The sequence below is a fragment of the Clostridioides sp. ZZV14-6387 genome (assembly GCF_020657835.1).
Classification (GTDB): domain Bacteria; phylum Bacillota; class Clostridia; order Peptostreptococcales; family Peptostreptococcaceae; genus Clostridioides; species Clostridioides difficile_A.
Window position 1 is genome coordinate 14,808 of sequence record NZ_JAGWCW010000036.1, and the last position, 26,686, is coordinate 41,493.

Below are 26,686 nucleotides of genomic sequence, written 5' to 3' on the forward strand. Positions count from 1 at the left end.
AAGAAACAGATTTAATTTTTTTCTTATAATTACTATTTTTTTATATTTCTTTTGGATTTTTTTCTGTTATTTTTTTTATTTTTCTTCTTGATGATTGAAGCTATTATAAATAAAATTAAAAGTACTAAAATTCCTGCAACAATCTTAATTAAAGTCATTAAAGTATCATTACTAGTTATAAATGGAATACTACTGTCAAGGTTGTTTTTTGCAACTAGGTCTATACTATTTTCTAGCTTATCACCATTGTATATATTTAAAGTACCAACCTTAGCTCCTTTTTTTATAGGTAAATCAATTTTGTTTAGTTCTGTTTTAACATCATAGTTACTTTGAGATTCATTTTTTCCTAAAAATATCTTATAACTATTTTTTGGTTCATAAACTAATTCATGCTGTTTTGTAAATAATACTTTTTTAGTATCAGCATATTTTTCCTTATCAACAATAGTGGCACACTTAAAATTATCAAATCCATAATCAATCAAGATTCGTGAGTCTAAATATAAATCGGCATTAGTTGAGTTAAATACAGCAGAGATAACTCTTCTTTCATCTTTTACAGCACTAGATAAAAGACATTTACCAGCAGCATCAGTAAATCCAGTTTTTATACCATCAACTATATCATATTTTATATCTATAGGTTGACCTTTATATGTAATCTTAGCATGTGATGTCAAAAACTTATTAGTGTTTACAAAATATCTTTCATAAGGGTATGCTTTTGTAGCCTCAAATTTAAGTGATTTAGTCTTTACAATTTGTCTAAAAATATCATTATGCATGGCTTCTCTAGCTATAAGAGCCATATCATGAGCTGTAGTGTAGTGATTAGGGTCAGGCAATCCATGAGGATTATTAAAGTGAGTATTATTAGCTCCAATTTTTTTTGCCTCAGAATTCATAAGGTCAACGAATTTTTGTACATCTCCACCACCCACATATCTAGCTAATACAAAAGCGGCATCATTAGCAGAATGAACTAAAAGAGCATTTAGTAACTCTCTTACAGTAAAGGATTCTCCTTCTTTTAGATACATACTAGAACCATCTATTTGAGGTAGATTTTTAATCTCTATTACTTGATTTAAATCTTTAACCTTTTTTAGAACTATGCAAGCTGTCCATGCTTTAGTTGTTGAAGCTGGATAAAGTTTGGAATCTCCATCTTTATTGTATAATATTTTTCCAGTTTCATAGTCCATTAAAACTGCATGTTTGGCAACTATAGCTGGTTCATCATCTGCAAAAGAGATATTAGAACTTCCTAAAAATGAAGTGAATATCAATAAACAGATTAATAAAAGTGATAAATTTCTTTTCATTGTGAACCTCCAAATTTTAAATTCATCTTTTAGTATAGCATATATTTGTCAATAATTAAAAGAAAGGAGTGGTTAATATATGAAAAAAAAGGTAAAGTTTATTTCATTTTTTGTTTTCTGTTTTTTAATATTATCTTCAGTAATCGTTTATAAATCGAATATTTTTAACGATGATGTTTATGTTGTAAGTAAAAAAAATTCACTTAATGAAAAAAGACATAATGTAGACAACTCAATTAAAACTGAAGAGGATGGTCACAATAAAGTAGTCAAAGACATAGATAAAAGTGTTCAAAATAAAAAAATAACTATATACATAAGTGGAGCAGTAAATAGACCAGGTATTGTAACCATAGAAACAGATAAGAGACTTTATGATGCTGTAGAATTATTAGGAGGAACAACGAGTGAAGCCGATTTAAATGGAGTTAATTTATCTATAAAGCTAGAAGATGAGCAACATTACATAATACCTAAAATAGGGGAGATGGTATCTGTGACAAGTAATAATGATTCCAATGAACTAAATCAAAACGACGAATTAAAAAAAGAATCTAAAACCAAAAATAATAAAAATGCATCTAAAGAAGAAAAAACAAACATAAATGTAGCAACAATAGAAGAACTAGATTCTCTTCCTGGAGTTGGAGAAGCTACTGCTAATAAAATTTTACAGTATAGAGAAGAAAATGGGCAATTTAATTCAATCGAGGACGTAAAAAATGTAAATGGTATTGGAGATAAAAAATATGAAAATATAAAAGATTTAATTTGTGTAGACTAAAATATAATACAAAACTTACTTATAGATATGGTATTATAAATATGTATGTATATGTGTGTATATGTGGAAATTTAGTAAAGGAGGCACTTTTATGAAAAAAGAACAAAAAAAACTTACAGAGATGACAACAGCAGGTGGTTGAGCTGCTAAAATAGGGCCAGAGGTTCTGGCATCAGTTTTATCTCAATTACCTAAAAATGATAATATAGAAAACCTATTAGTAGGATTAGATACAGCAGATGATGCTGCTGTTTATAAATTAAATGATGATATGGCACTTATTCAGACCTTGGATTTCTTTACACCAATGGTAGATGACCCGTATGTATTTGGACAAATTGCCGCATCAAATTCTCTATCAGATGTATATGCTATGGGAGGCAAACCTTTGGTTGCAATGAATATTGTTTGTTTCCCATCATGCCATGATATGGATGTGCTTGCAGAAATATTAAAAGGTGGATTTGATAAAGTAAAAGAAAGTGGAGCACTTTTAGTTGGAGGACATACTGTAGATGACAAGGAGCCTAAGTATGGTCTTTCAGTTTCTGGAATTGTAAATCCAGATAAAGTTTTATCAAATGCTACTGCAAAGCCTGGCGATAAGTTAATTATAACAAAACCAATTGGAGTAGGTGTATTAAATACTGCTATGAAAGAAGGTATGGTAGAACAACACATAGCAGATAAAGTAGTAGAAATAATGATACATTTAAATAAATACGCAGCAATGAGTTTTGATAAATTTGATGTAAATTCAGTTACAGATATAACAGGGTTTGGTTTACTTGGTCATACCTTAGAAATGGCTAAAGCTTCTGAAGTAAGTATTGAAATTGAATCAAACCATGTACCAATTATTGAAGGTGCAATAGAAATGGCACAAATGGGAATTATACCTGCTGGCATGTACAAAAACATGCATTATGTATCTAAAGATGTAGAAGTTGTAGGTGATGTGGAAGTAGCAGTTCAAGATATTTTATACGACCCACAAACATCAGGAGGATTATTAATTTCTGTAAAAGAAGAACTTGCAGAGGAACTTGTGAAAGATATGAAATTAAATGGAGCGATAGAAGCAAAAATTATAGGTTCTGTAGTTCCAAAAGGGGAAAAATATATTACCGTTTTATAAAATATTATAGAGAAAGAGTGATTGTTTTGAGCAAAAGAGAATTATTTGCAATGTTACCTTCAGTTGATGAAGTATTAAGTGATAATAGAATTGTAGAAATAATAAATGAATATCCAAGAAGCTTAGTTTTAGAATCTGTTAGAGAAGTAATCGATTTTAAAAGACAGTTTATATTAAGATTGAAAGAAGATGTGTCAAATTCTGTAACAATAGAGTTTGATGAAATAATAGAATCTGCGATAGACAGAGTTAAATTAAATTATTCACTATCATTAAAAAAGGTTATAAATGCAACTGGTACAGTTGTTCACACAAATTTAGGGAGGTCTTTGCTTAGTGAAGATATAAAAGATGAACTATGGTGTGCCGCTTCAAGATATTCAAACTTAGAATATGATTTGGACAATGGAGAAAGAGGTTCAAGATATTCTCATTTAACTAGCACAATAAAAAGGCTTACAGGCGCAGAAGATGTACTAGTTGTAAATAATAATGCAGCAGCAGTACTTCTTGTACTTAGCACAATGGCTAAAGGAGGAGAAGCAATCGTATCTCGTGGAGAATTAGTTGAGGTAGGTGGCTCATTTAGAATTCCAAGTATAATGGCTCTTAGTGGTGCAGAACTTGTTGAAGTTGGTTCAACTAATAAAACTCATTTAAAAGATTATAAAGAGGCAATTACAGAAGATACAAACGTATTAATGAAAGTTCATACAAGTAACTATAGGATTATGGGATTCACAGAGAGTGTTTCTATAGAAGAGTTAGTTAATTTAGGTAAAAAATATAAATTACCTGTAATAGAAGACTTAGGAAGTGGAGTATTTATAGACTTATCAAAATATGGGTTATCTTATGAACCAACTGTATTAGATTCTATACGACAAGGTGCAGATGTAGTAACATTTAGTGGAGATAAGATGCTTGGAGGTCCACAAGCAGGGATTATAGTTGGCAAAAAAGAATATATAGAAAAAATGAAGAAAAATCAGCTTACTAGAGCTCTTAGGGTTGATAAACTTACAATATGTGCTCTTGAAGCAACATTGAGAATGTATTTAGATGAAACAAAGGCAATAGAAAGTATACCAACTTTAAAAATGTTAACATATAAAATAGAAGAATTAGAAGCAAAAGCAAATAGGCTATTTGAAAAAATAACTGCATTAAATTTGAATGCAATTATAAATATAGAAGATGGATTTTCACAAGTGGGAGGAGGGTCTATGCCTCTTGAAACTATAAGTACAAAGGTAGTAACAATAACTCCTGAACATATGAATGTGTCAGCTTTAGAAAAGAAGTTAAGACTTAGTGAAGCTCATATAATAGCTAGAGTATACGATAATAAATATGTATTAGATGTAAGAACTATATTTGATGATGAGTTTGATGTAATAGTTGAAGAATTAAGAAAAGCCTTTAATTAAATAAATCTGAGGTAATATTAATATTAAATTTAATTTGTAATTAGAAGTATTGAAGTTTTGATAGGGGGCAAAAAATGAAAAATGTAGTAATTGGAACAGCAGGTCATATTGACCACGGAAAAACAACTCTTATAAAAGCATTGACTGGAAGAGAAACTGATACATTAGATGAAGAAAAAAAGAGAGGTATTTCAATAAATTTAGGATTTACTTATTTTGATTTACCAAATAAGAAAAGAGCTGGTATTGTAGATGTACCAGGACATGAGAAGTTTATAAAAAACATGTTGGCTGGAGCATCTGGTCTTGATATTGTATTACTTGTTGTAGCAGCAGACGAAGGAGTTATGCCACAAACAGTTGAGCATTTAGATATTTTAAGTTTTTTAAATATAAAAAATGGAATAGTGGTTCTAACTAAGTCTGATACTGTAGACGAAGAATTTAGAGAATTGGTAAAAGAAGACATTTGTGAGAAAATAAAAGGAACTTTTCTTGAAAACGCAGAAATAATTGAAGTTGATTCTGTATCTAAAAAAGGTATAGATACCCTTATTGAAAAAATAGATAAAATGAGTGATGATATAGAAGATAAAAACGAAAATTCTCCATCAAGACTTAATATAGACAGAGTATTTTCAATAAAAGGATTTGGTACTGTAATAACAGGAACTTTAATAGAAGGAAAGATAAGTATAGAAGATGATTTGGTTATATATCCACAAGTATTAAAAACAAAGATAAGAAGTATACAAGTTCATGGAGAAAATAAAGACACAGCTTATGCAGGGCAAAGAACAGCAATCAATATATCAAATGTAAAAGTTGAAGATATAAATAGAGGAGATGTTTTGGCTGCACCAAATTCATTAGAAGAATCAATGATGCTAGATGTGAAATTATCACTGGTAAATCATTTGGACAAAGGGTTAAAACATTGGGATAGATTAAGACTGTATCATGGCACTAGAGAAATACTTTGTAGAGCAGTTCCATTAGATAAAGAGTTAATCGAAAGTGGAGAGAGTGGTTATGTTCAGTTAAGACTTGAAGAAAGTATAGTGTCCAAAAAAGGTGACACCTTTGTAGTTAGACGATATTCTCCAATGGAAACTATTGGTGGAGGTGTAATAATCGACCCATCTCCTAAAAAACATAAGAGATTTGATGAAAAGGTTATAGAAGCATTAAAAATAAAAGAAAAAGGCGAACTTAAAGATATAATAGAAGAATATCTAAAAAGAAACCTAAAAAATTATCCAAATATAAAAGAAATAATGAGTTATAGTGGTGCCCATGAAGAGCATGTAAAAAAAGCTCTTGAAACACTTATATCAGAAAGTAAAGTATTTATTATAGGTAATATGTATATGCATATAAATCAATATAATAAATTAAAAGAAAATATAGTAAATCTTTTAAATGAATACCATAAGAAATATAGATTGAGAAAAGGAATATTAAAAGAAGAAGTAAGGTCTAAAATAGAAAGTAATTTTAAGACTAGAGAAATGGATATTTTGTTAGAAAGATTATCTACAGAAAATATCATAAAAATAGAAAATAATATAGTATCCCTATTTGATTTTGAGGTTGTTTTAAATGACAAACAAAAAGAAATAGCAAAAAAGATAGAAAAAAGATTAAAATCATGTGGAGTTTCTTCGATATTGACAATAGATGAAGTTTCTGAAGGAAATAATAACTATGCTGAAGTATTAGAGTCAATGATAGGTAATAAGGTAGAGAAATTAGATGATTTGTATATAATGGACAAAGGTATTTATGAAAATGCAAAGAAGACCTTAATAAATTATATAAAAGAGAATAAAGAAATAACACTAGGAGAATACAGAGATTTGATTGATTCTAGTAGAAAAAATTGTATGATTATACTGGAAAACTTCGATAGAAACAAGATAACTAAGAGAGTAGAAAACAAAAGAATTTTGTTTTAGCGGAAAATGTCTGTTTTTGCTTTGAGGTATAAAGAAGGAATTATAATGTCGAGTATCGTATAAATTAATTAGTATAAAATATTAATTAAGAGGAAGTGTAAAGTATTGAAGAATATAATACCTGATGTAAATCCAGATATAAAAGAAAGAGAAGACATGAGCCTTTTATTTATAATAATGGGCTCAGTACTTTTATTATTTATTATAAAAGATATAGATAAATATGAAACTTTATTACATGCAATATATGCTACATTTTTAATAGCTACAGGAATGGTTATATTTAATACAACTAAGTTTAAAGTAGATTCATTTTCTACATTTTTAGGACTGATTTTTATAGCTACTGGGGCATTAGAATGTGTATATTTATTTAATTGCTTGGGAATTAGAACAGAGTCTGTGATTAAGACTAATATCACAATATCAGCAATAACCGACTTATTTCCTATACTTGGTGTATACTTAAGTTTTAAATTTGTTAGGGATAATAAACAAATCAACTCTAGTGTAGTTTTATTCATAGCAAGTGTTACTTTAACTGTAGCATCTTTATTCATAATATCTAGAATGTTTAATTCTCTAGAAAATGATGCATTACAATATGCTTTAGGAGTTATAACATCTGTATTCATGATAATTACTGCTATTGTAAGTGGAATTGAATTAAATTCAAGTTCAAATGAAAGCAAATGGGAATACAATGAAAAAAAGTTTTTTAATAGAATAATAATAATAATAATCTTATCAAGGGCTCCAAATTTATTACATATGGTGATTGTTGATAGGCATATAGAGGAGATATTATCTCAGATAATAATAAATGTAGCCTTATATTATTTATATAATTACATAGTATCTAAGAATATTAAGAAAACAGCATTAGAATTGCATGATACAAATGAAGAGTTAACAATAAAAACGGAGAGCTTAAAAGAAAAAAACAAAAAACTAATTTATGAAACAGAAAAGATAGAGGAGCTTAAAGGGATACTTATAAAAAGAGAATCTAGACTCCAATCTACTTTGGATGTTGCAGTAAATAGCATAGTTGTGTTTAGTAAAGATGGAGTAATTACATATGCAAACAAGAGTTTTAGAAATATTTTTGGAGATTATAAAGAACAGGATAAATTAGGTGATAAAATAAAAAATTTCCACGATTTAATAGATAGTATTCATTCTGTATTTGACAATGAAAAGAATGTGGAAAAGTTTATTAATACTAGTGATAATAAGGTTTATCAAGCTATATTTGCTCCTTTAATTATTACTTCACAAATAGAAGGGGTATTATGTGTATTAAAAGATAAGACTAAGAAAAAGGAATATGAACGTAAACTTATTGAAGCCAATAAGAGAAGTAGAGATTTTTTAGAAAGTGTTGGAGATGGTATAGTAGTACTCGAAGGTAGTAATAAAATATATGTGAATAATGCATGTAGAGAAATTTTTAAAAATAATTTGGAAAGTATTGATTTTTCTTCAATATGTAAAGGCAAAGAAAGTGCAGAAAAAAGGTATTTAATAAATGGTGAGGTAAAGTATGTTGAAATGAGTTTTTCTCAGTATACTAATGCAGGTACAGATAAAACTATTATTGTGATACGTGATACTACTTCTCGAAAAATATCTCAAATAAAACTTGAAGAAAGTCAATCATCTTATTCAAGGTTTATAGATATATTACCTGATGGGATATGTTTACTAAAAGATGACTTGAGTGTAAACTATGCAAATAAGTCATTTTTAGATATGCTAGCTTTTACAAATATAGATGATATAAAAGATTCTAACATTAGGTTATTAATGAATGCAAATACTGAAGAAAAAATGAAATTTACTGATAATATGTCTAAGGTTTTAAATGAGAATAGGAGTATATCTTTACTAGAGTATGAGTTGATAAATAGTTATGATGATATAGTAGAAGTAGAATTAAGTGCATTACCTTTTGCTATATATAATACTAGATACATAATGCTTATTATAAAAGACTTGGCACATAAAAAATATTCAGAACAAGCAGAAAAAGAACTGCTTGAAAGATTTAAAACAGATAAAATAAAAACTGAGTTTTTTGCAAATATGTCTCATGAGTTAAAAACTCCACTAAATGTTATATCAAGTTCAAATCAATTAGTAGACTCTTTCTATAGAAGTGAAAAGATAAAAGATTACAATAATAATATTAAATCTCATGTAGATTTAGTGAGACAAAGTTCTTATAGGCTTCAAAGACTAATAAATAATATTATAGATTTAACAAAGATGGAGTCTGGATTCTATACATTAAAACTTGCAAAATACAATATTGTATCTGTAATAGAAGACCTATTTATGAATATAGAAGAGTATACAAGTAGAAAAGATATAAAGATTCTGTTTGATACAGAACTTGAAGAAATTAATGTCTATATAGACAAGGTTGAAATTGAGAGAATTATATTGAATCTATTGTCAAACTGCATTAAGTTTACTGACAATGGAGGATGGATATATGTAAATATTTATTATAAAATAGATAAAGTAATCATAAGTGTAAAGGATACAGGAGTTGGAATCCCTCAAGATAAACTGGAATTGATTTTTGAAGAATTTTCACAAGTTGATAAGACTTTATCTAGAAATACTGAAGGAAGTGGAATAGGGCTTGCTATAGTTAAGAATCTAGTAAGTCTTCATGGTGGAGATATAGAAGTAATAAGTGAAGTAAACAAAGGAACAGAATTCTTGATTTCACTTCCAATGAAGAGTTTTAATAGTGAACATTATACAGAAGACAAGAGAATCTATAATATTGAAGAAAAAATAAAAATAGAATTTTCTGATATATATTATTAAAGACTCTTATAAGCAAATTCTAAATCAAAATACTATATGTTTTAGTAAGTATTTTATAAAAAATAGGCTATCATAAATTAAGCTATTATGATAGCCTATTTTTAGTTATATTTTGTATCTAAATATGAGAGCATATAATCTCCAAATTACCTTCAAAGCTAAAATCTCCAAAGTTATTTGGTAATATAAAATGCATACCCTTTTTTAAATCATATTCTACCGAATTGTGTATTAGTTTTCCATTGCCTTCCAATACGCTATATAAGGAAAAAGGTGTATCGTGTGTAAAATTACATTTTCCAAAGATATCTAATTTATAAACGCTAAAAAATTCATTTGATACAAATGTTGTACATTTAAAGTCTGATGTTGATACAGTTTTATAATCAGTATCAAGATTTATATGAGGAACATTCGTAACATCTATGGATTTTTGAACATGAAGTTCACGTTTGTTGCCTGAATTATCAGTTCTATCATAATCATATACTCTATAAGTAGTGTCTGAATTTTGTTGAGTTTCTAAAATTAATGTACCTTTGCATATGGCATGTATAGTACCACTAGGAACATAGAAAAAATCTCCTTTTTTTATATTAACCTTTCTAAGCAGTTTGTCCCATTCATTATTCTTTATCATATCTACAAATTCTTTATGAGATTTTGCATTATGACCTATTATAATTTCTGCATCATCAGAACAATCTATTACATACCAACACTCTGTTTTTCCTAATTCTCCACCTTCATTTTTCTTTGCATATTCATCATTTGGATGAACTTGAACGGATAAATTATCATTTGCATCTAATATTTTTGTAAGCAAAGGAAATTTATCTCCAGGTGTATTTCCAAATAATTCTCTGTTTTTGTCCCACAATTCAGATAGACTTTTGCCTTTGTATTCTCCATTTTCTATTAAGCAATCTCCATTTTTATGAGAACTTATAGCCCAACATTCACCAGTTGTTGGCGAAGTTATTTCATAATTAAATTTATCTTTAAGTGCAGTACCACCCCATATTCTATCCATAAAAATAGGTTTTAAAAATAATGGTTCCATAATTTTGTTCCTCCTATGATATTAAATTTATCCTACAAATAATTATATATAAATAGATTATAAAATCAATAGTAAAAAAGTTTTGTCCCTTGAAATGACATAAAGTATAAGGAGTTATCAAATAAGATAAACTATGATATATAATATAAAGTTCTAAATTGGAGTGATAATTATGGAATTATTTAAAGAAGAAAGTAAAAAGTATGAAAAAGAATTTTTAAAACTGTTGAAAGAATGGGTGAGCATACCGTCATTTTATGATGACAAAACTGTATCTGAAGATATGCCTTTTGGAAAAGGAGTCTATGATGCATTAAATTGGTTTGAAAATCTAGGTAGAGAAAACAATTTCAAGGTCAAAAATATAGATAATCATGCTGTTCAAATTGAATATGGAGATGGAAAAGAATTTGTAGATATATTTGGACACTGTGATGTTGTAAATCCAGGAGAAGGATGGGATAGTGAGCCATTTAAATTAAATATTATAGGAGATAAATTGGTTGCTAGAGGGGTATCAGATAATAAAGGCCCTATGATAGTAAATTTTTTAGCATTAAAAATGATAAAAAATCTAAATATTGATTTAAAAAGAAAGGTTAGATTAATTGCTGGGGGAAATGAAGAAAGTGGATTTAGATGTATAAAGCATTATTATAGCAAAGAGCCTTATGGTATATGTGGATTTACTCCAGATGCTAAGTTTCCTGTACTAAATGGAGAAAAAGGTGGGGCAACAATAAAGTTAATTTCAGAGATAGAGGATAAGTCTTTATACATAAGTGGTGGAATAGAGTTTAACACAATACCAGATAAAGTATATATAAAAAATATGAAAAATTTGGGTAAAGATAATATATGCTGTGATTTTAATAATACTTCAATAAGTTATAATAATGGAGATTATGTTATACATGGCAAAGGTGGACATTCATCTAAGCCTGAGAAAGCAATCAATCCTATACTAGGTGCAATTAAATTTTTATCAGAAAATATTGATGAAGATTGGACAAAAAGTTTGGATAAGTTAATAAATCAAGATAATACAGATGGAAGATTATTTGGTTTAGATATTGAAGGAAAATGTGGGATTTTATCGATGGTTCCAACAATAATAAACATAATAGATGGAAAATTAGAATTAATTTTAAGTGTCAGATATCCAGAAGTATTAACAGTTGAGGAAATAATAAAAAAATTTAATTTGTATATGAAGACAAATAATATTAATAAATTCGAGATTATTGGGGAAAATTTAAAGCAAGCAAATTATATAGATAGAAATTCAAAGATTGTAAAAACTTTGCATGATATATATATAAAGTACTCTGGAGATTTAAAAAATGATGTTAGGGTAACTAGTGCAGGAAGTTATGCTTCTGAAATGAATAATTCAGTAATATTTGGTTGTGAATTTCCTGATGGTAGTTTTGGAAATATCCATAGTGCAAATGAATTTGCTAGCTTAGATAGATTTATAACTTCAATAGCCATATATGCAGAGGCGATAGTTGAATTATGCAATAATATATAAATACAAAATGTCCCTTATATAGACATATTATATATACAATTAAAATTTTACTTGATATATAATTGAAATCAAAGAGAAGGTGATACAATGATAACTAAGAAACATGCAGTAATAGTAAAAAGTTTAAGCAATAAAGACGGATATATGACATCAAATGAATTAGCTATCAAATTGGATGTGTCTACAAAAACTATTAAAAGATATATAGCAGATTTAAATAGTATTTTAAGCAAGTATGATTTGGTAATAGATTCTTCTAGAGGTATAGGATATAAGCTAAGTGGCTCTAAAAGCAATATAGCAAGAGCTGTTAAAGAAGCAAATAAATATATTGATGGTTTTTTAGATGACTCTGAAGAATCAAGAATGTCAAATATAATATGTATGCTTATTAATAGAAATTATATGAGTATAGAAGCAATGGCAGAAGAATTAAATCTAAGTATAGCTGCTATAAACAAATTGTCCAGTAAGCTTAAAAGAAAACTTGAAAAGTATGACTTAGTTATAAAATCTAAACCTTACTATGGAAGCTATATACATGGTGAAGAAATTAATATAAGACAATTGATTACTGACTATGCAATAAAACTGGATGAAAAAAGTAAAATCAAGGTGCTTTTAGATGACATTAGTGAAAACGATATACACTGTATAGAAAGTATTTTAGAAAAACATTTAAGAGAGAAAGATACAATAATTTCAGATAAAGATTTTAATCTTCTGCTTTCAAAGATAATTGTTTCTGTGTTTAGAAGTAAGAGAGGACATAGTAACAATATAAATCTAATAGATACAAGTTATAGATTTCATAATTACTCTTTTATAGAAAGCTTAATGAAAGAAATATCTGATAAGGTTGGATTTAAACTTATTGAAGATGAAGTGATTTATATTTCAAATTACTCTGGTGTAATCGCATATAAAGGTACACAAGGAAGAAAAAATACAAGTGAAATTGAGGAACGAATAAATAATGTTATAAATAGTGCACTTCAAGATATATTACTTATTTCTGGAAGTGATTATACGAAAGATGAAGAGTTTATGGTTTCAATATCTGACCATATAAAGAGATTTTTAAATAGGGCTAAAGCTAATATAAAATCTAATAATCCTCTGCTTCATCAGATAAAAGAAAAGTTCCCAATAGCTTTTAATTTAGCTGTGTTTTTATCAAACAAACTAGAAACTGAGTTTAATTTAAAACTTGATGAAGATGAACTTGGATATATAGCTATTCATTTTGCTGCTTCAAATGAAAGAATGAAAAAAAATACTAGTAAGAAGATTTGTATAGTCTGCCATTATGGGATAGGAACAGGTCAACTTATTTCTGAAAAATTAAAGCAAAATATAAGTGACTTAAACGTTGTAGGTGTTTATCCAGTTAGATATCTTGATATGGCTATAAGCCAAGATGTTGATTTAATAGTGTCTACTGTTGAATTAAAAGGTTATGAAAAACCTGTCTTGTATATCGAAAATATATTTGATGATAGCTTAATTGAAAACGTAAATAAAGCATTTTACGAAAAAGAGGAAAGAAGAAAGATAATAAGTAATATGTTTGATGAAAAAGCTTTTTTTAGTATAAAGGCTAGTACGAAAGAAGAAGTTATACTTTCTCTTTCAAACAAACTAAAAGAAAGAGATTTTATAGAAGAAAGCTCAATAGAAAGCATAATAGACAGAGAAAATATCTCATCAACTGAGATAGGAAATCTAGTAGCAATACCTCACACAATTGTGAAGGGAGATAAAAAATCTATAATAGGAGTTGGTATACTTGAAAATCCAATAGTTTGGGATAAACAAGAAGTTCAACTAGTATTTATGGTATTTTTTAACACTAAAGAAAAACATAATTTTTCAATATTTAAATACCTTTATAATTTTATAAAAGATGAAGGTGGAGTAAGAGGAATTATTAAAATATGTGACTTTAATAAATTAATGGCACTGATAGGTAATTAAGGAGGAAATTAATAATGGAAACAAACATATTTAACACAGAATATGTATTTTTAAATGTTGATACTAAGTCTAAGATTGAGGTTTTAAAATTTATAGCAAAAAAAGCTAAAGAATTAAACTTAACAGATGACGAAAATTTAGTATATGAAGGGTTAATGGCTAGGGAAGAACAATTTACTACAAATTTAGGTGAATCTATCGCAATACCTCATACTAAAAATGATGCAATTGAAAATCCAGCAGTAGTAGTATTGAAATTTACTGATGATGTTGTTTGGAATGAAGATGAAGATAAGGTTAAATTGGCAATAAGCTTACTTATGCCAGGAAAAAGTAAAGAGAATATTCATCTTAAATTATTATCATCTCTTTCAAGAAAATTAATAAATAAAGACTTTAAAGATTCTCTTTTAAAGAGTGATAATGTTGAAGAAATATCTAAATTAATAAATGAAGCTTTGGGTTTATAATTAAACGCTAAGGCTAAAATAAAACAAATAATTAATTGAAAAGTAGGAGGAATTTAAAATGAATAAAAAATTAGTAGCATTATGCGCTTGTCCAATGGGACTAGCTCACACTTTCATGGCAGCAGAGGCAATAGAACAAGCTGCAAAGGCACTAGGTTATGAAGCTAAAGTTGAAACTCAAGGTGCAGATGGTGTACAAAATGAGTTAACAAGAGATGATATATTAGGTGCAACTATGATAATACATGCAGTAGCAATAACTCCAGAAGGCATGGAAAGATTTGATGGTTGTGAAGTATATGAAGTTGAGTTACAAGAAGCTATAAAAAATGCAGAAGGTGTTATAAAAGAAATCGAAGAAGATTTAGGAATATAATAAATTTATTGTGGAGGAAATAGAATGGCAATTAAGAAAAAAGTTATAAACAGTTCAGGTGCTTCTACAACAGGAGGAAACAATGTAGGAAAACCTACTCCATCTAATCCAACTCAATCAAAGGGGAATGGAAAATGGAAGGAAATAAGTAAACATATAATGACAGGTATATCATATATGATACCAGTTTTAGTAATGGGTGGACTTATAGGAGCCTTATCTCAATTAATACCATATGCCATATTAGGACTTGACCCATCTGTAGGTATAGTTGATGCTATGAATTCAGGTGATTTTACAGGGTTTAAACTTACTCTTTTAAATATGGCACAATTAATGTCAAATTTCGGATTTACTTTGTTTGGATTTGCAATACCACTATTTGCAGCATTTTGTGCAAATTCTATAGGTGGAAAAACAGCTTTAATTGCAGGTTTTATAGGTGGATATATAGCTAATAAACCTGTAGGTGTGCCACAATTTGTGGATGGTCAATGGACTGAAGTTGTTCCAGTTGCATCAGGATTCTTAGGTGCGATATTAATAGCATTCATAATAGGATACTTTGTAAAATGGTTAAATAAATCTATAAAAGTTTCTCATAACTGGTTAGCTTTTAAGACAACATTTTTAATACCACTAATAGCATCATTAACTTGTATGATATTGATGATATTTATAATAACTCCAATTGGTGGTTTAATTAATGAAAGTATGAAAAACTTCTTAACAGCAGCAGGAGCAGCTGGAGAGTATGTATATGCAACAGCTTTAGCAGCAGCTACAGCATTTGACTTAGGTGGACCAATAAATAAAGCAGCAGGATTCGTTGCACTTGGTTTAACTACAGAGAATGTACTACCAATAACGGCAAGAACAATAGCTATAGTTGTTCCTCCAATTGGATTAGGATTAACAACTTTATTAGATAAAAGATTAGTAGGAAGAAGAGTATATGATAGACAATTCTATCAAGCAGGAAAGACTTCTATATTCCTATCATTTATGGGTATATCTGAGGGAGCAATACCATTTGCACTTGAAAGACCAGGTTTTGTTATACCTTTAAACATAGTGGGAAGTGTAATAGGAGCTATTACAGGTATAGTTCTAGGTGCAATTCAATGGTTCCCAGAGTCAGCTATATGGGCATGGCCTCTAGTTGATAACTTGTTTGGGTATATCATAGGTATAGCAGTTGGTGCTATATTCATAGCTGTAGGAAATATATTCTATAGAAATAAATTAATAAAAGATGGTAAACTTGTTGTGGATTATATAGACTAACATTTAAGTTTATTTATGATAACTTTGGCTGGTAATATTGTTTTAATTAATATTACCAGCCTTACCTATATATTAATTAAAGGTGGTGGATAAAAAATATGAGTAAAATAGAAAAAATAAGAAAGTATTTAGAAGAATATGATATAGAAGGTATTCTTATTAATAGTTCTACCAATAAATTTTACATTGGGAATCTATTTAGTTCATCAGGTTATGTTTTTATAACTAAAAGGAAACAATATATAATAGTAGATTTTAGATACTTTGAAGAAATCAAAAGAAAATCAAATTTATTTGATGTCATCTTAATGGATAAAAACAGAACCTACTTTGATATAGTCAATGAAATTTGCGAAAATCAAAATATAAAAGAAATTGGATTTGAAGGAAGCGAAGTATCTTTTGATTCATACAAGAATATGAGTCAAAGGTTAAGTGTAACTTTAAAATCGGTTGATTTATCTACTTTAAGAAAAGAAAAAGACGATGATGAAATAAAATATATAAAAAAAGCTTGTGAAATAGTCGATGCTACATTTTATCATATAATTGATTTTATAAAAGTTGGCATGACTGAAAAACAAGTGGAAAATGAAATTGTTAGATTTATAAAAGAGTTGGGTGGTCAAAAAGAGTCTTTTGATACTATAGTAGCATCTGGATTGAGAGGAGCATTGCCTCATGGAAAAGCCAGTGAAAAAATTATAGAGTATGGAGATTTTGTTACTTTTGATTTTGGTGCTAAATACAATAATTATTGTTCTGATATTACTAGAACTATATGTATGGGTACTGTAAATAAAGAGTTACAAGAAATATATAATATAGTAAAAGAAGCTAATGAAGAGTGTATAAAGGTTTTAAAACCAGGTATGACTACTGGTGAAATAGATAAAGTTGCAAGAGATATAATTGGTTCCTATGGATATACTGATAACTTTGGTCATAATTTAGGTCATGGTGTAGGGATTATGGTTCATGAATATCCTGCATTAGCTCCTGAATCAAAAGAAGTATTAAAGGAAGGTATGATTATAACTATAGAGCCAGGAATATATATACCAAATCTTGGGGGAGTAAGAATAGAAGATGATGTACTTATAACACAAGATGGATGTATGAGGTTGACTACATCTACTAAAGATTTAATAGTTGTAAATTAAAAATGAATTAGACAAATATTTTATAATAAGTAAGATAATTAGAAAAGAAGAGGTAAATTTAAATGTATAATTTTGATGATAGACCAGATAGAGTAAGTGAAAAGTGTAGAAAATGGGATTTAAATATTATAAGAGATAAGTTTGGAGATATTAGAGAAGATTTTGTACCAATGTGGATTGCTGATATGGATTTTAAAATACCAACAGAAATAGAAAATAAATTTATTGAAGCTGTAAAAAGAGGTGTGTTTGGATATACATACTGCTATGATGAATTTTATGATTCAGTTATCAGATGGCAAAATGATATGCATAAGGTAAAGGTAGAAAGAGAATGGATTACATTGACTTATGGAACTGTATCGACACTTCACTATGTAGTACAAGCTTTTTGTCAAAAGGGGGATAGTATAATATTAAATACACCAGTTTATGACCCTTTTGAATCATCAGCCAAAAAGCAAGGTGTAAATATAGTTTGTAATACATTAGATATTATAAATGATAGATATTATATAAACTTTGATAAATTAGAAGCTCAAATTAAAGAAAATAAACCTAAGTTAATGATGTTTTGTACACCACATAATCCATCTGGAAGAATATGGTCAATTGAGGAGATGGAAAAAGTAGCAACCATATGTAAAGAAAACAATGTTATTTTGGTTGCAGATGAAGTACATGCAGAACATATTCATTATGGTGAATTTAATTCAATACTTAAAATTGAAAAAGAGCTTTTAGAAAATGTTATTCTATTGACATCACCAAATAAAGGGTTTAATCTTGGAGGATTAAAGACTTCTTACTCAATCGTTATAAATAAGGATATAAGAGAGATATTCAGAGATAAACTAAAACAAAACTCTATAACTTCTCCAAATGTGTTTGGAATTATAGGATTGATAAGTGCTTATAATGAATGTCGTGAGTGGTTGAGTGGTGTAAACAAATATATAAAATCAAATTATGAACTTTTAGAAGCTTGGGTAGAAAAATATGATAATATAAAATTGATGAAGATGGAGTCGTCTTATTTGGCGTGGATGGATATAAGTGGGCTAGGAATAAGCGCGAGTGAATTTACTGATAAACTGGCTATTGATACAGGAGTATTATTGGAGGATGGAAGCCATTTTGTAAAAGATGGTGAGAATTATGTTAGAATAAACTTAGGAACTCAAAAAGAAAATGTGGTTGAAGCTTTAAATAGGATGGATTTATTTTTAAAGTCTTTATAAAATAATTCTAAAAAACAAGATAAGTAAGTTTTGTTTCAATAATTATAATATTGTTCCAGCGATTATGTATTAAAAAATATGATGAAGAAAATTTTATATAGTAAAATATAAATTGTTTGTAATAATTACTAGAATGTTATGAAAAGCACCTTTAATATAATAAGGTGCTTTTTTTATTGTTGTTAAAGTCTTAAGTTTTATCTTTGTCAGTATAATTTATTTCTTATAACATGGTTTATGTAGATTTGTTTTAGATAAGTATATATACCTATGGTAAGTATTTAGAGTATGAGTTTACTATTTATTTAGTTTTTCAATAGAAAAAGCTTTGTCAGTAAGTTTGAAGTTATCTTTTATACCATCAGTTAAGTATACTTTTTTATCCTTAGTTATAAATATAGCATCTACATTATCAATACTATTAATTAAATTCATACCTTTTTCAAGTCCAAGTCCAAATGTAGAAGTAGATAAAGCATCACAATTAATAGATTTATCAGATATTATTGTTACACTACTTAAGCTATTTTCAAAAGGATAACCTGTAAATGGATTTAACATGTGATGATATATTTTGCCATCCTTTTCTATAAATCTTTCATAAATTCCAGATGTAACAACAGATTTGTTTGTGGTTTCTATATTTCCTATAGATTCTCCATTTTTACTAGTTGGGTCTTGAATGCCGATTTTAAAAGGCTTATCATTTTTACCATTTTCTAAAGTAAATATATTGCCTCCTAAATTAACTAAACCTTTTTGTACACCTTCTGATTTTAAATAGGACACTATTTTATCAGCAGCATATCCTTTAGCTATTGCGCCTAAATCAATTTTCATGTTTTCTTTGGTCAATTTTATAGATTTATTTTTTTCATCTAATACAATGTTTTTATAATCAATTAGAGGCAAAAGCTCTTTTATTTCAGAATCACTTGGAACTTTAGCTTTATCTGTTCCAATTGCCCATAAGTTTGATACTGGACCAACTGTTATGTCAAAATATCCACTTGATAGTTTGGAATATTGTATTGCCTCTTTTACAACGAAAAACGTATCATCTGAAACTTTGACAAAATTCTTTCCAGCATTATCATTTATTTTAGAAACATCACTGCCTGGTATATGAGTGCTCATTTTATTATCAATATATCTTAAAATTGAATCACATTCATTTAAGATTTTATCACTTTTGGATTCTTTTATATTAAATACAGTAACTTCATTTACTGTACCAAGGTAATAGCTAGTTTTACTATATTTAGTATTCTGGCTTGAACTCCTAAAAAATGAAAATAAAATTAATGCTAAAATCAATATCACAAAAATAAATGTGATTTTTTTCTTATTCATGGTATATTCCTCCTATGAAATTGTGTTATTATTTTATTATAACATAATTTCATAGGAGGACAAAAAATGAAGAAAAAAGACATTCTTCTTATTTTAGGCATTTTAGTTGTTATTACAGCATGTTATGGAATAATAAATGTTATAAATTCTAAAAATGCTGGAAATATTGAGATTTATGTAGATAATAAATTGTATAAAACTGTTCCAATAGATGCCAAAGAAGAATTTAAAATAGAGAATAGAGGGGGGTATAATATAGTAAAGATTCATGATAAAGGGGTAGAAATAGTAGATGCTTCATGTCCTGACAAGGTTTGTGTACATACTGGTTTTATAAATAAACCAAGTCAAAGCATAGTTTGTATACCTAATAGAGTTAGCATAAAAATAAATACAAATGAAAAGGATGATAATCAAGAAGATATAATTTCTAAATAAAATAATAAAAATAATTGAAAGGAATTGGTGATAAATATGGTTAACTTAGAAAATGATTGGAATGAATTATTGAAAGAAGAATTTGAAAAAGATTACTACTTAAATTTAAGAAAATTTCTTATAGAAGAGTATAAAACACGTCAAATATTCCCGAATATGCATAATATATATGAAGCTTTGAAACATACTTCATATAAAGATACAAAAGTTTTGATACTGGGACAAGACCCCTATCATGGAGATAATCAAGCTCATGGTTTAGCTTTTTCAGTTCAACCACAAGTGAAAACTCCACCATCGTTATTAAATATGTATAAAGAATTAAAAGAAGATTTAGGGTGTTTTATACCTAACAATGGATATTTGATGCCTTGGGCAGACCAAGGAGTATTACTTTTAAATACTGCTCTTACTGTTAGAGCACATGAAGCTAATTCTCATAAAAATAAAGGATGGGAAATTTTCACAGATAGAGTAATCTCTATTTTAAGCGAACGTGAAGACCCAGTTATTTTCGTATTATGGGGAAGTAATGCACGTAAAAAAGTAGAATTGATTGATACAAGTAAGCATTATATTTTAGAAGCACCTCATCCAAGTCCATTATCAGCAAGTAAAGGTTTTTTTGGATGTAAACACTTCTCTAAGATAAATGAAATTCTTGAAAAGTTAGGAAAAGAACCTATCAATTGGCAAATAGAAAATATATAAAATTAAAAGGTAACAAAATGATAACAAAACAACAATAAACAATGACATTGTTGTAACTTATAGAAATATGTTTGAATAGTTGAAAATACTATGCATACATATTTCTATTTTTTTGTCAAGTTGACAACTCTTTAAAAAATAGTTACAATTTAGTTACACAAAAAACACAAACAAAAAAAGAAATTTACAAAGCAGAATTTTATGAAGCAAAATATATAGTGTAAAAAAATTTGAGGGAGGAAAGTTTATATGAATTTTAAAAAATTGAGTAATGCTAAAGTCTCGGTAATGGCGGTTGTTTTATCAGTTGGGATATTATCAGGGTACTCTGCACTTAATAAACAAGTAACATTAGTAGTAAAGGGAGAAGAAAGAACTATATCAACATTTAGTTCTAATGTAGGAGAACTTTTAAAATCTCAAAACATTAGCTATGATGCAAATGATATAGTTACTTTAGATGAAAACTCAAAGTTATCTAATGGAGATAAAATAGAAGTAATTGATGTAAAAGAAAAAACAGTTGTAGAAACTAAAGACATTCCATTTGAAGTTACAGTTGTTGAAGATGGTTCCTTATCAAAGGGAGACTCTGAAGTTAAAGAAGAAGGAAAATCTGGGAAAAGTGAATTAATATATAAAGAAACTTATCACAATGGAAAGAAAGTAGAAAAGGAATTTGTGAAAAAGGTTGTTAAAGCTGAGCCTGTAAACAAAGTTGTAAGCAAAGGAACAAAAGTAGAGATGCAAGTAGCTTCATCAAGGGGAGAAAACTCAAGAAGAATGGCTTCATCATCATCTAGTAATAGTAGTAGTAACAATGGTAAAAATATGAGAGTAGTAGCAACTGCATATACTGGTCATAGTATAACTGCTACAGGAACAAAGCCTAAGTGGGGAACGATAGCTGTAGACCCTAAGGTTATACCATATGGAACTAAGGTTTATATACCTCAATTTGACATGGTATTTACTGCTGAAGACTGTGGTGGAGCAATAAAAGGAAATAAAATTGATATATTTATGAATGACTCAAAGACAGTTTATAACTGGGGAAGAAAAACTATAGATATACGTATATTAAAATAATTAGATAATTTATATTTATACTGGAAATTATATTTTAATTAATATAGAGAGGAGCTCTTTATATATACATAAAATATAATTTCCAGTTTTTAATTTTAAGCACATAATAAAAAGTAAATTTTAACCATGTATAGATAAAAGCTATTTAAATTATAACTTACTATCAAATAAATCTATAAAAATTGTTGCAAAGAGTCAAAATATATGATATTATAGATTTCGTTGAGAAGCATTTCACTATGGGAGTGGATGGGTGCCGGTGTGCCCTCTAGTCTTCAAAACTAGTATGAGGGGTTAAGAGCCTCTTAGGTGGGTTCGATTCCCACGCATTCCCGCCAGTATGTAAAAGGTATCTTTTAATATTAAAAGATACCTTTTTAAATTTATTTTAAGATAATTTAGTTTTAATGATATATAATATCTGAGTATTATATAATGTATATTTTATAATACTATTATTGTTTAGATAAAAATCTAGGAGAGTGAAAAGATGGAAAATAATTTTACAACGAGAACTAGTTTTCTAGTTGGAGATGATGGAATAGAAAAACTTAAGAGTTCAAATGTAATAGTATTTGGAATCGGAGGAGTTGGTAGTTTTACTGTTGAGGCTCTAGCAAGGGCTGGAGTTGGTAATCTTACTATTGTGGATTTTGATGATGTAGATATAACTAATATAAATAGACAAATACCAGCTTTACATTCAACTGTAGGAAAGTATAAAGTAGATGTAATGGAAGATAGAATCTTGGATATAAATCCTAATATCAATATAAAAAAAATAAGAAGCCTTTACAATAAAGATACTAGTGATGAAATATTGGCTGAAAGATATGATTATGTTGTGGATGCAATAGATATGGTAAGCTCTAAAATACATCTAATTGAAACCTGTGAAAAAAAAGGCTTAAAAATAATAAGTTCTATGGGTATGGGAAATAAATTAGACCCAACTAAAATAGTCGTTACTGATATACACAAAACAAGTACTTGTCCTTTAGCTAAAGTTATGAGGAAAGAACTTAGAGATAGAGGCATTAAAAAATTAAAAGTAGTATATTCAACTGAACAACCAATAGAACTTAAAAAGAAAGTAATGAATGGGAGAAAAGTAACACCAGGTAGTGTATCATTCGTACCGTCTGTAGGAGGGCTAATAATTGCATCTGTAATAGTGAATGAATTATTAGAACAATAAGTTTAAATATTTTGATTTATAAGGTTTAAATACGTATTTTAAAGGCTAAAAGTATCAATGTAAAACTATTTTATATTGATACTTTTAGCCTAATTATATTATGCAGTTATAGTTTTATTTTTTTATGTATCTATCTCATATTTATGTTTTGTAAATATAATTTCTCCATCACTATAAAAAACAATATCACCTATTTTATCTGTTCTATAAATCGATACATGGTTTTGTTTCAAATTATTGAGAACTTCTTTATGAGGATGACCATATTGATTTTTATATCCACATGATATAGCAGCTATATCTGGATTAATTCTTTTTATAAATTCTAAAGATGATGATGAATTACTTCCATGGTGACCTATTTTTATAAAATTAATATTGTCCAGTTCAAAAGAATGTAAGATTTCTTTTTCAATTGATTCTTCTGCATCACCCATAAATAAAAATGAGTTATTATTAAAAGTTAGTTCAAAAACTATTGAATTTAAATTTGATTCTTCTTGTATATATGATGGACTTAATACATATATATTTATATTGTTATCGATATTTAAAATATCATCCTTATAGAGATATTTAATAGAGAGGTTTTTGTCAGTACAAGAATTTATTAGATTTTGATAAGATTCACTACTTGTTGATTGTTCAGTCATATATATAGAACTTACATTAAATTTTTTTACGACATTATCAAGACTTCCTATATGGTCTGAATCTGGATGTGTCGCTATTATTATATCAATAGTTTTTATTTTTTTATGTTTCAAATAACTAGTAACTATATTTCCGCTATCTTCATCACCTCCATCAATTAATATATTTTTATTTGTAGGTGTTTGTACTAAAATACTATCACCTTGTCCCACATCTATCATATGTATAGATAGTAGAGATTTTTTGTCACAACCGCTTAAAAGTGATATTATAATAAGTATTAATAAAAAAATTTTATTTCTCAATAAAAAAATCACTCCAGTCATTACATGTTTATATAAATTTATGATGGGTAATATAAGATATATATGACTTATTATATTTTATATTTTAAACAATATAAATGAAATTAATACCAAAATAAAATTGGAGTTTTTATAGATATAAAATTTAAAAAAATTAAGCAATAAAAAAGGTAGGAGGATTTTATGTTTTTCAGAGATATTGAACTAAATTCAAAAAAGGAGCTAGACCCATATTTTGATTTAGTAGATTATGAAGCTTGTGAGTACTGTTTTAGTACTTTATATATGTGGCAACATGTTTATAAGACAGGATATTATATAGGAGAAGATTTTGCTGTTTTAGTTGGTGAATACGAAGGGGATAGTTTCTCAATATTACCACTAGCTAAAAGAGAAAAACTTCCAGAAGTTGTAGATTTTGTACTTGAATATTTTTCTAAAAATAATAAAAAGATATACTTAAGAGGTATTACTACTGAAGTAGTAGAATTTTTAAAAGAAAAGTATCCAAATAGATTTGAGTATATAGAAGAAAGAGATTTATTTGACTATATCTATGATGCAGAAAGTTTAAGAACTCTAGCTGGTAAGAAGAACCAGAAAAAGAGAAATCATATAAATTATTTCTTAAAAGAATATGCAGGTAGATATGAAGTTAAATTATTAGATAAAGAAAACTTCAATGAATGTTTAGTATTAATGAAAGAATGGGAAAGTAATAAGGAAGAAAATGATGAATTTGATGAAAGTATGGATGATGAATTGATAGGTATCAAAAAGATATTTAACCATTATGACGTACTAAAAGATAGAGTAAAAGTGTTTGGTGTTTATGTGGATGGAAAATTAGAAGCATTCAGTATAGGAGAGCTTTTAAACAAAAATATGGCACTTATTCATATAGAAAAAGCTAATCCTGATATAAGAGGTCTATATCCATTTATAAACCAACAATTTTTAGTAAATGAATTTAAAGATGTTGAATTTGTAAATAGAGAAGAAGATTTAGGTATTGAAGGTCTAAGAAAGGCTAAACTTTCTTACCATCCTTGTAGATTTGTTGAAAAGTACAGTGTTAGGGAGGCTTAGTAGGCTATATGGAGATTAGGTATGCTAAAGAGGAAGAAATAGAAAGTATAAAAGAAATTTGGAGTTATTGTTTTAATGATAGTGATAGTTTTATGAAGTTCTATTTTGAGGATAAGTATAAATATGAAAATACTGTAGTAGCTTTAGATGAAGGAAAAGTTGTTTCCTCTCTTCAGCTAAATCAGTATAAGTTAATACTAAATAATAAGGTATACAATACATCGTATGTAGTAGGGGTTTCCACACTTCCAGAAGGAAGAGGAACTGGATATATGAGTAAAGTTATTAAATTTACTTTAAATGAATTGTATAAAAAAGGACAATTAGTTTCTATATTGATGCCAATCGATTATAGACTTTATAGAAGATTTGGGTATGAACACTGTTATGACCAGATTGAATATACACTTAATACAGATGACTTAAAAAATTTTAAGTCAAGTGGAAAGATGATAAAAGCTGATGTATCACAAATTGATGATTTAATACAAATAGATAGAGCTTTTTTAAATGAGGTTAATGGTAATGTGTTAAAAGATGAACATTATTATGAAAACTTATTTAAAGAAATTCAAAGTGAAGATGGGCTTTTATACATTCATGAAGGTAATGAAAAAGATGGGTATATAGTTTATTTTCTTCAAGGAGACAAAATGTTTGTTAGAGAGTTATTTTATAAGAATATAGATGCTCTTAAATCAATGCTTAAATTTATATATAATCACAATACTCAATGTAAGATAGCTACTATATCTGCTCCTATAATAGACAAAATAAGATTTATATTAGACAACCCTAAAGATTGTGAGATAAAAATAAAACCTTTTATGATGGGAAGAGTTATAAATGTAAAGAAATTTATAGAGGATATAGTTGTGGATAAGGATATTAGTGGTTCGATTAATTTATTAATAGAAGACAAGTTTATAGATGAAAATAATGGTTTATTTAAAGTTTCTATAAAGAATCATAAGGTATCTATAGAAAAATTAGATAAAAAAGCCATAGAAGAGTCTCAAGAAGGCTTTGATATTAAATTAGATATAAATGCCTTAACACAGCTAGCATTTTCGTATATAGATGTAGAGGAAGCTATTTTCTTAAATAATCTGGAAGGTGTTTCAAAAGAAACAATAGAAATACTTAAGTGTATTTTTTCTAAAAAAAATAACTATATAAATGAATATATATAAAAAGAATACGCCAAAAGATTTTCAAAGTCTTTTGGCGTATTCTTTTTATATAATAATTTATAT

22 protein-coding genes and 1 tRNA gene are annotated in these 26,686 nt (G+C 27.7%); 19 read left to right on the forward strand and 4 right to left on the reverse strand.

Going from position 1 to position 26,686, the window contains the following annotated elements:
- Window positions 1-32: 32 nt before the first annotated feature.
- Window positions 33-1,328 (reverse strand): D-alanyl-D-alanine carboxypeptidase family protein, encoded by a 1,296-nt coding sequence (locus KGF38_RS17800; protein WP_074178450.1) that lies wholly within the window; start codon window positions 1,326-1,328, stop codon window positions 33-35.
- Between the two features lie 79 nt (window positions 1,329-1,407).
- Between KGF38_RS17800 and KGF38_RS17805 the strand changes: the two genes are divergently transcribed.
- From KGF38_RS17805 to KGF38_RS17825, 5 genes are all read left to right on the forward strand, one after another.
- Window positions 1,408-2,112, forward strand: a complete 705-nt coding sequence (locus KGF38_RS17805) for a helix-hairpin-helix domain-containing protein (RefSeq protein WP_074178449.1) — start codon at window positions 1,408-1,410, stop codon at window positions 2,110-2,112.
- A 91-nt stretch (window positions 2,113-2,203) separates the two neighbouring features.
- Window positions 2,204-3,250 carry a selenide, water dikinase SelD gene (gene selD, locus KGF38_RS17810; protein ID WP_079739767.1) on the forward strand — a complete coding sequence of 349 codons (1,047 nt, stop codon included), beginning with the start codon at window positions 2,204-2,206 and terminating at the stop codon, window positions 3,248-3,250.
- Between the two features lie 50 nt (window positions 3,251-3,300).
- Window positions 3,301-4,680 carry an L-seryl-tRNA(Sec) selenium transferase gene (gene selA / locus KGF38_RS17815; protein ID WP_214516480.1) on the forward strand — a complete coding sequence of 460 codons (1,380 nt, stop codon included), beginning with the start codon at window positions 3,301-3,303 and terminating at the stop codon, window positions 4,678-4,680.
- 74 nt (window positions 4,681-4,754) lie between these two features.
- On the forward strand, window positions 4,755-6,638 hold the full coding sequence (gene selB / locus KGF38_RS17820; protein WP_054277214.1) for a selenocysteine-specific translation elongation factor: 1,884 nt from the start codon (window positions 4,755-4,757) through the stop codon (window positions 6,636-6,638).
- Window positions 6,639-6,743: 105 nt separating this feature from the next.
- Window positions 6,744-9,482, forward strand: a complete 2,739-nt coding sequence (locus KGF38_RS17825) for an ATP-binding protein (protein WP_074178446.1) — start codon at window positions 6,744-6,746, stop codon at window positions 9,480-9,482.
- Window positions 9,483-9,600: 118 nt separating this feature from the next.
- Here KGF38_RS17825 and manA read toward each other — a convergent pair whose 3' ends face one another.
- Window positions 9,601-10,545 carry a mannose-6-phosphate isomerase, class I gene (gene manA / locus KGF38_RS17830; RefSeq protein ID WP_054271097.1) on the reverse strand — a complete coding sequence of 315 codons (945 nt, stop codon included), beginning with the start codon at window positions 10,543-10,545 and terminating at the stop codon, window positions 9,601-9,603.
- Between the two features lie 172 nt (window positions 10,546-10,717).
- Here manA and KGF38_RS17835 point away from each other — a divergent pair, with 172 nt between their 5' ends.
- From KGF38_RS17835 to KGF38_RS17865, 7 genes are all read left to right on the forward strand, one after another.
- On the forward strand, window positions 10,718-12,079 hold the full coding sequence (locus KGF38_RS17835; RefSeq protein WP_176702454.1) for a Sapep family Mn(2+)-dependent dipeptidase: 1,362 nt from the start codon (window positions 10,718-10,720) through the stop codon (window positions 12,077-12,079).
- A gap of 87 nt (window positions 12,080-12,166) precedes the next feature.
- On the forward strand, window positions 12,167-14,056 hold the full coding sequence (locus tag KGF38_RS17840; protein ID WP_054271095.1) for a BglG family transcription antiterminator: 1,890 nt from the start codon (window positions 12,167-12,169) through the stop codon (window positions 14,054-14,056).
- A gap of 14 nt (window positions 14,057-14,070) precedes the next feature.
- A complete protein-coding gene (locus tag KGF38_RS17845) occupies window positions 14,071-14,526 on the forward strand; it encodes a PTS sugar transporter subunit IIA (protein WP_074178444.1) in 456 nt (151 codons plus the stop codon).
- Window positions 14,527-14,584: 58 nt separating this feature from the next.
- A complete protein-coding gene (locus tag KGF38_RS17850) occupies window positions 14,585-14,902 on the forward strand; it encodes a PTS fructose transporter subunit IIB (protein ID WP_003416512.1) in 318 nt (105 codons plus the stop codon).
- Window positions 14,903-14,926: 24 nt separating this feature from the next.
- Window positions 14,927-16,189 (forward strand): PTS fructose transporter subunit IIC, encoded by a 1,263-nt coding sequence (locus KGF38_RS17855; RefSeq protein WP_054271093.1) that lies wholly within the window; start codon window positions 14,927-14,929, stop codon window positions 16,187-16,189.
- Between the two features lie 98 nt (window positions 16,190-16,287).
- Window positions 16,288-17,352 carry an aminopeptidase P family protein gene (locus KGF38_RS17860; RefSeq protein WP_074178443.1) on the forward strand — a complete coding sequence of 355 codons (1,065 nt, stop codon included), beginning with the start codon at window positions 16,288-16,290 and terminating at the stop codon, window positions 17,350-17,352.
- A 62-nt stretch (window positions 17,353-17,414) separates the two neighbouring features.
- Window positions 17,415-18,593, forward strand: a complete 1,179-nt coding sequence (locus tag KGF38_RS17865) for a MalY/PatB family protein (protein WP_074178442.1) — start codon at window positions 17,415-17,417, stop codon at window positions 18,591-18,593.
- A gap of 297 nt (window positions 18,594-18,890) precedes the next feature.
- Here the strand turns inward: KGF38_RS17865 and KGF38_RS17870 are convergent, their stop codons facing one another.
- Entirely contained in the window at window positions 18,891-19,946 is a 1,056-nt protein-coding gene (locus KGF38_RS17870; RefSeq protein ID WP_054271090.1) for an FAD:protein FMN transferase, read from the reverse strand.
- Window positions 19,947-20,012: 66 nt separating this feature from the next.
- Between KGF38_RS17870 and KGF38_RS17875 the strand changes: the two genes are divergently transcribed.
- The 5 genes from KGF38_RS17875 to KGF38_RS17895 all read left to right on the forward strand — a co-directional run bounded on the left by KGF38_RS17875 (window position 20,013) and on the right by KGF38_RS17895 (window position 23,382).
- Window positions 20,013-20,384, forward strand: coding sequence for a NusG domain II-containing protein (locus KGF38_RS17875; protein WP_054271089.1), 372 nt, complete (start codon window positions 20,013-20,015; stop codon window positions 20,382-20,384).
- A 36-nt stretch (window positions 20,385-20,420) separates the two neighbouring features.
- Window positions 20,421-21,095, forward strand: coding sequence for a uracil-DNA glycosylase (locus KGF38_RS17880; RefSeq protein WP_021385356.1), 675 nt, complete (start codon window positions 20,421-20,423; stop codon window positions 21,093-21,095).
- 249 nt (window positions 21,096-21,344) lie between these two features.
- Window positions 21,345-22,184: a G5 domain-containing protein gene (locus tag KGF38_RS17885; protein ID WP_074178441.1), complete on the forward strand. Its 840-nt coding sequence runs from the start codon at window positions 21,345-21,347 to the stop codon at window positions 22,182-22,184.
- A 241-nt stretch (window positions 22,185-22,425) separates the two neighbouring features.
- Window positions 22,426-22,522: transfer RNA gene (locus KGF38_RS17890), tRNA-Sec, on the forward strand.
- Window positions 22,523-22,674: 152 nt separating this feature from the next.
- A complete protein-coding gene (locus tag KGF38_RS17895; RefSeq protein ID WP_074178440.1) occupies window positions 22,675-23,382 on the forward strand; it encodes a ThiF family adenylyltransferase in 708 nt (235 codons plus the stop codon).
- A 122-nt stretch (window positions 23,383-23,504) separates the two neighbouring features.
- On the opposite strand, the gene KGF38_RS17900 is transcribed toward KGF38_RS17895, so the two are convergent.
- Window positions 23,505-24,341, reverse strand: a complete 837-nt coding sequence (locus KGF38_RS17900) for a ComEC/Rec2 family competence protein (RefSeq protein WP_074178439.1) — start codon at window positions 24,339-24,341, stop codon at window positions 23,505-23,507.
- 183 nt (window positions 24,342-24,524) lie between these two features.
- Here KGF38_RS17900 and KGF38_RS17905 point away from each other — a divergent pair, with 183 nt between their 5' ends.
- Both KGF38_RS17905 and eis read left to right on the forward strand, forming a co-directional pair.
- The gene (locus tag KGF38_RS17905; protein WP_054271085.1) at window positions 24,525-25,430 is read left to right on the forward strand and encodes a DUF2156 domain-containing protein; all 906 of its coding nucleotides are present in this window, start codon (window positions 24,525-24,527) and stop codon (window positions 25,428-25,430) included.
- 8 nt (window positions 25,431-25,438) lie between these two features.
- Window positions 25,439-26,623, forward strand: a complete 1,185-nt coding sequence (eis, locus tag KGF38_RS17910) for an enhanced intracellular survival protein Eis (RefSeq protein WP_074178438.1) — start codon at window positions 25,439-25,441, stop codon at window positions 26,621-26,623.
- Window positions 26,624-26,686 lie beyond the last annotated feature (63 nt).

Coding starts and splice junctions, on each gene's coding strand:
- selA (WP_214516480.1), top strand. CDS start 3,301: ATGTTACCTTCAGTTGATGAAGTATTAAGTGATAATAGAATTGTAGAA.
- KGF38_RS17845 (WP_074178444.1), top strand. CDS start 14,071: ATGGAAACAAACATATTTAACACAGAATATGTATTTTTAAATGTTGAT.
- KGF38_RS17840 (WP_054271095.1), top strand. CDS start 12,167: ATGATAACTAAGAAACATGCAGTAATAGTAAAAAGTTTAAGCAATAAA.
- KGF38_RS17880 (WP_021385356.1), top strand. CDS start 20,421: ATGGTTAACTTAGAAAATGATTGGAATGAATTATTGAAAGAAGAATTT.
- KGF38_RS17805 (WP_074178449.1), top strand. CDS start 1,408: ATGAAAAAAAAGGTAAAGTTTATTTCATTTTTTGTTTTCTGTTTTTTA.
- KGF38_RS17800 (WP_074178450.1), bottom strand. CDS start 1,328: ATGAAAAGAAATTTATCACTTTTATTAATCTGTTTATTGATATTCACT.
- eis (WP_074178438.1), top strand. CDS start 25,439: ATGGAGATTAGGTATGCTAAAGAGGAAGAAATAGAAAGTATAAAAGAA.
- KGF38_RS17885 (WP_074178441.1), top strand. CDS start 21,345: ATGAATTTTAAAAAATTGAGTAATGCTAAAGTCTCGGTAATGGCGGTT.
- manA (WP_054271097.1), bottom strand. CDS start 10,545: ATGGAACCATTATTTTTAAAACCTATTTTTATGGATAGAATATGGGGT.
- KGF38_RS17875 (WP_054271089.1), top strand. CDS start 20,013: ATGAAGAAAAAAGACATTCTTCTTATTTTAGGCATTTTAGTTGTTATT.
- KGF38_RS17895 (WP_074178440.1), top strand. CDS start 22,675: ATGGAAAATAATTTTACAACGAGAACTAGTTTTCTAGTTGGAGATGAT.
- selB (WP_054277214.1), top strand. CDS start 4,755: ATGAAAAATGTAGTAATTGGAACAGCAGGTCATATTGACCACGGAAAA.
- KGF38_RS17835 (WP_176702454.1), top strand. CDS start 10,718: ATGGAATTATTTAAAGAAGAAAGTAAAAAGTATGAAAAAGAATTTTTA.
- KGF38_RS17850 (WP_003416512.1), top strand. CDS start 14,585: ATGAATAAAAAATTAGTAGCATTATGCGCTTGTCCAATGGGACTAGCT.
- KGF38_RS17860 (WP_074178443.1), top strand. CDS start 16,288: ATGAGTAAAATAGAAAAAATAAGAAAGTATTTAGAAGAATATGATATA.
- KGF38_RS17870 (WP_054271090.1), bottom strand. CDS start 19,946: ATGAATAAGAAAAAAATCACATTTATTTTTGTGATATTGATTTTAGCA.
- KGF38_RS17865 (WP_074178442.1), top strand. CDS start 17,415: ATGTATAATTTTGATGATAGACCAGATAGAGTAAGTGAAAAGTGTAGA.
- KGF38_RS17855 (WP_054271093.1), top strand. CDS start 14,927: ATGGCAATTAAGAAAAAAGTTATAAACAGTTCAGGTGCTTCTACAACA.
- KGF38_RS17905 (WP_054271085.1), top strand. CDS start 24,525: ATGTTTTTCAGAGATATTGAACTAAATTCAAAAAAGGAGCTAGACCCA.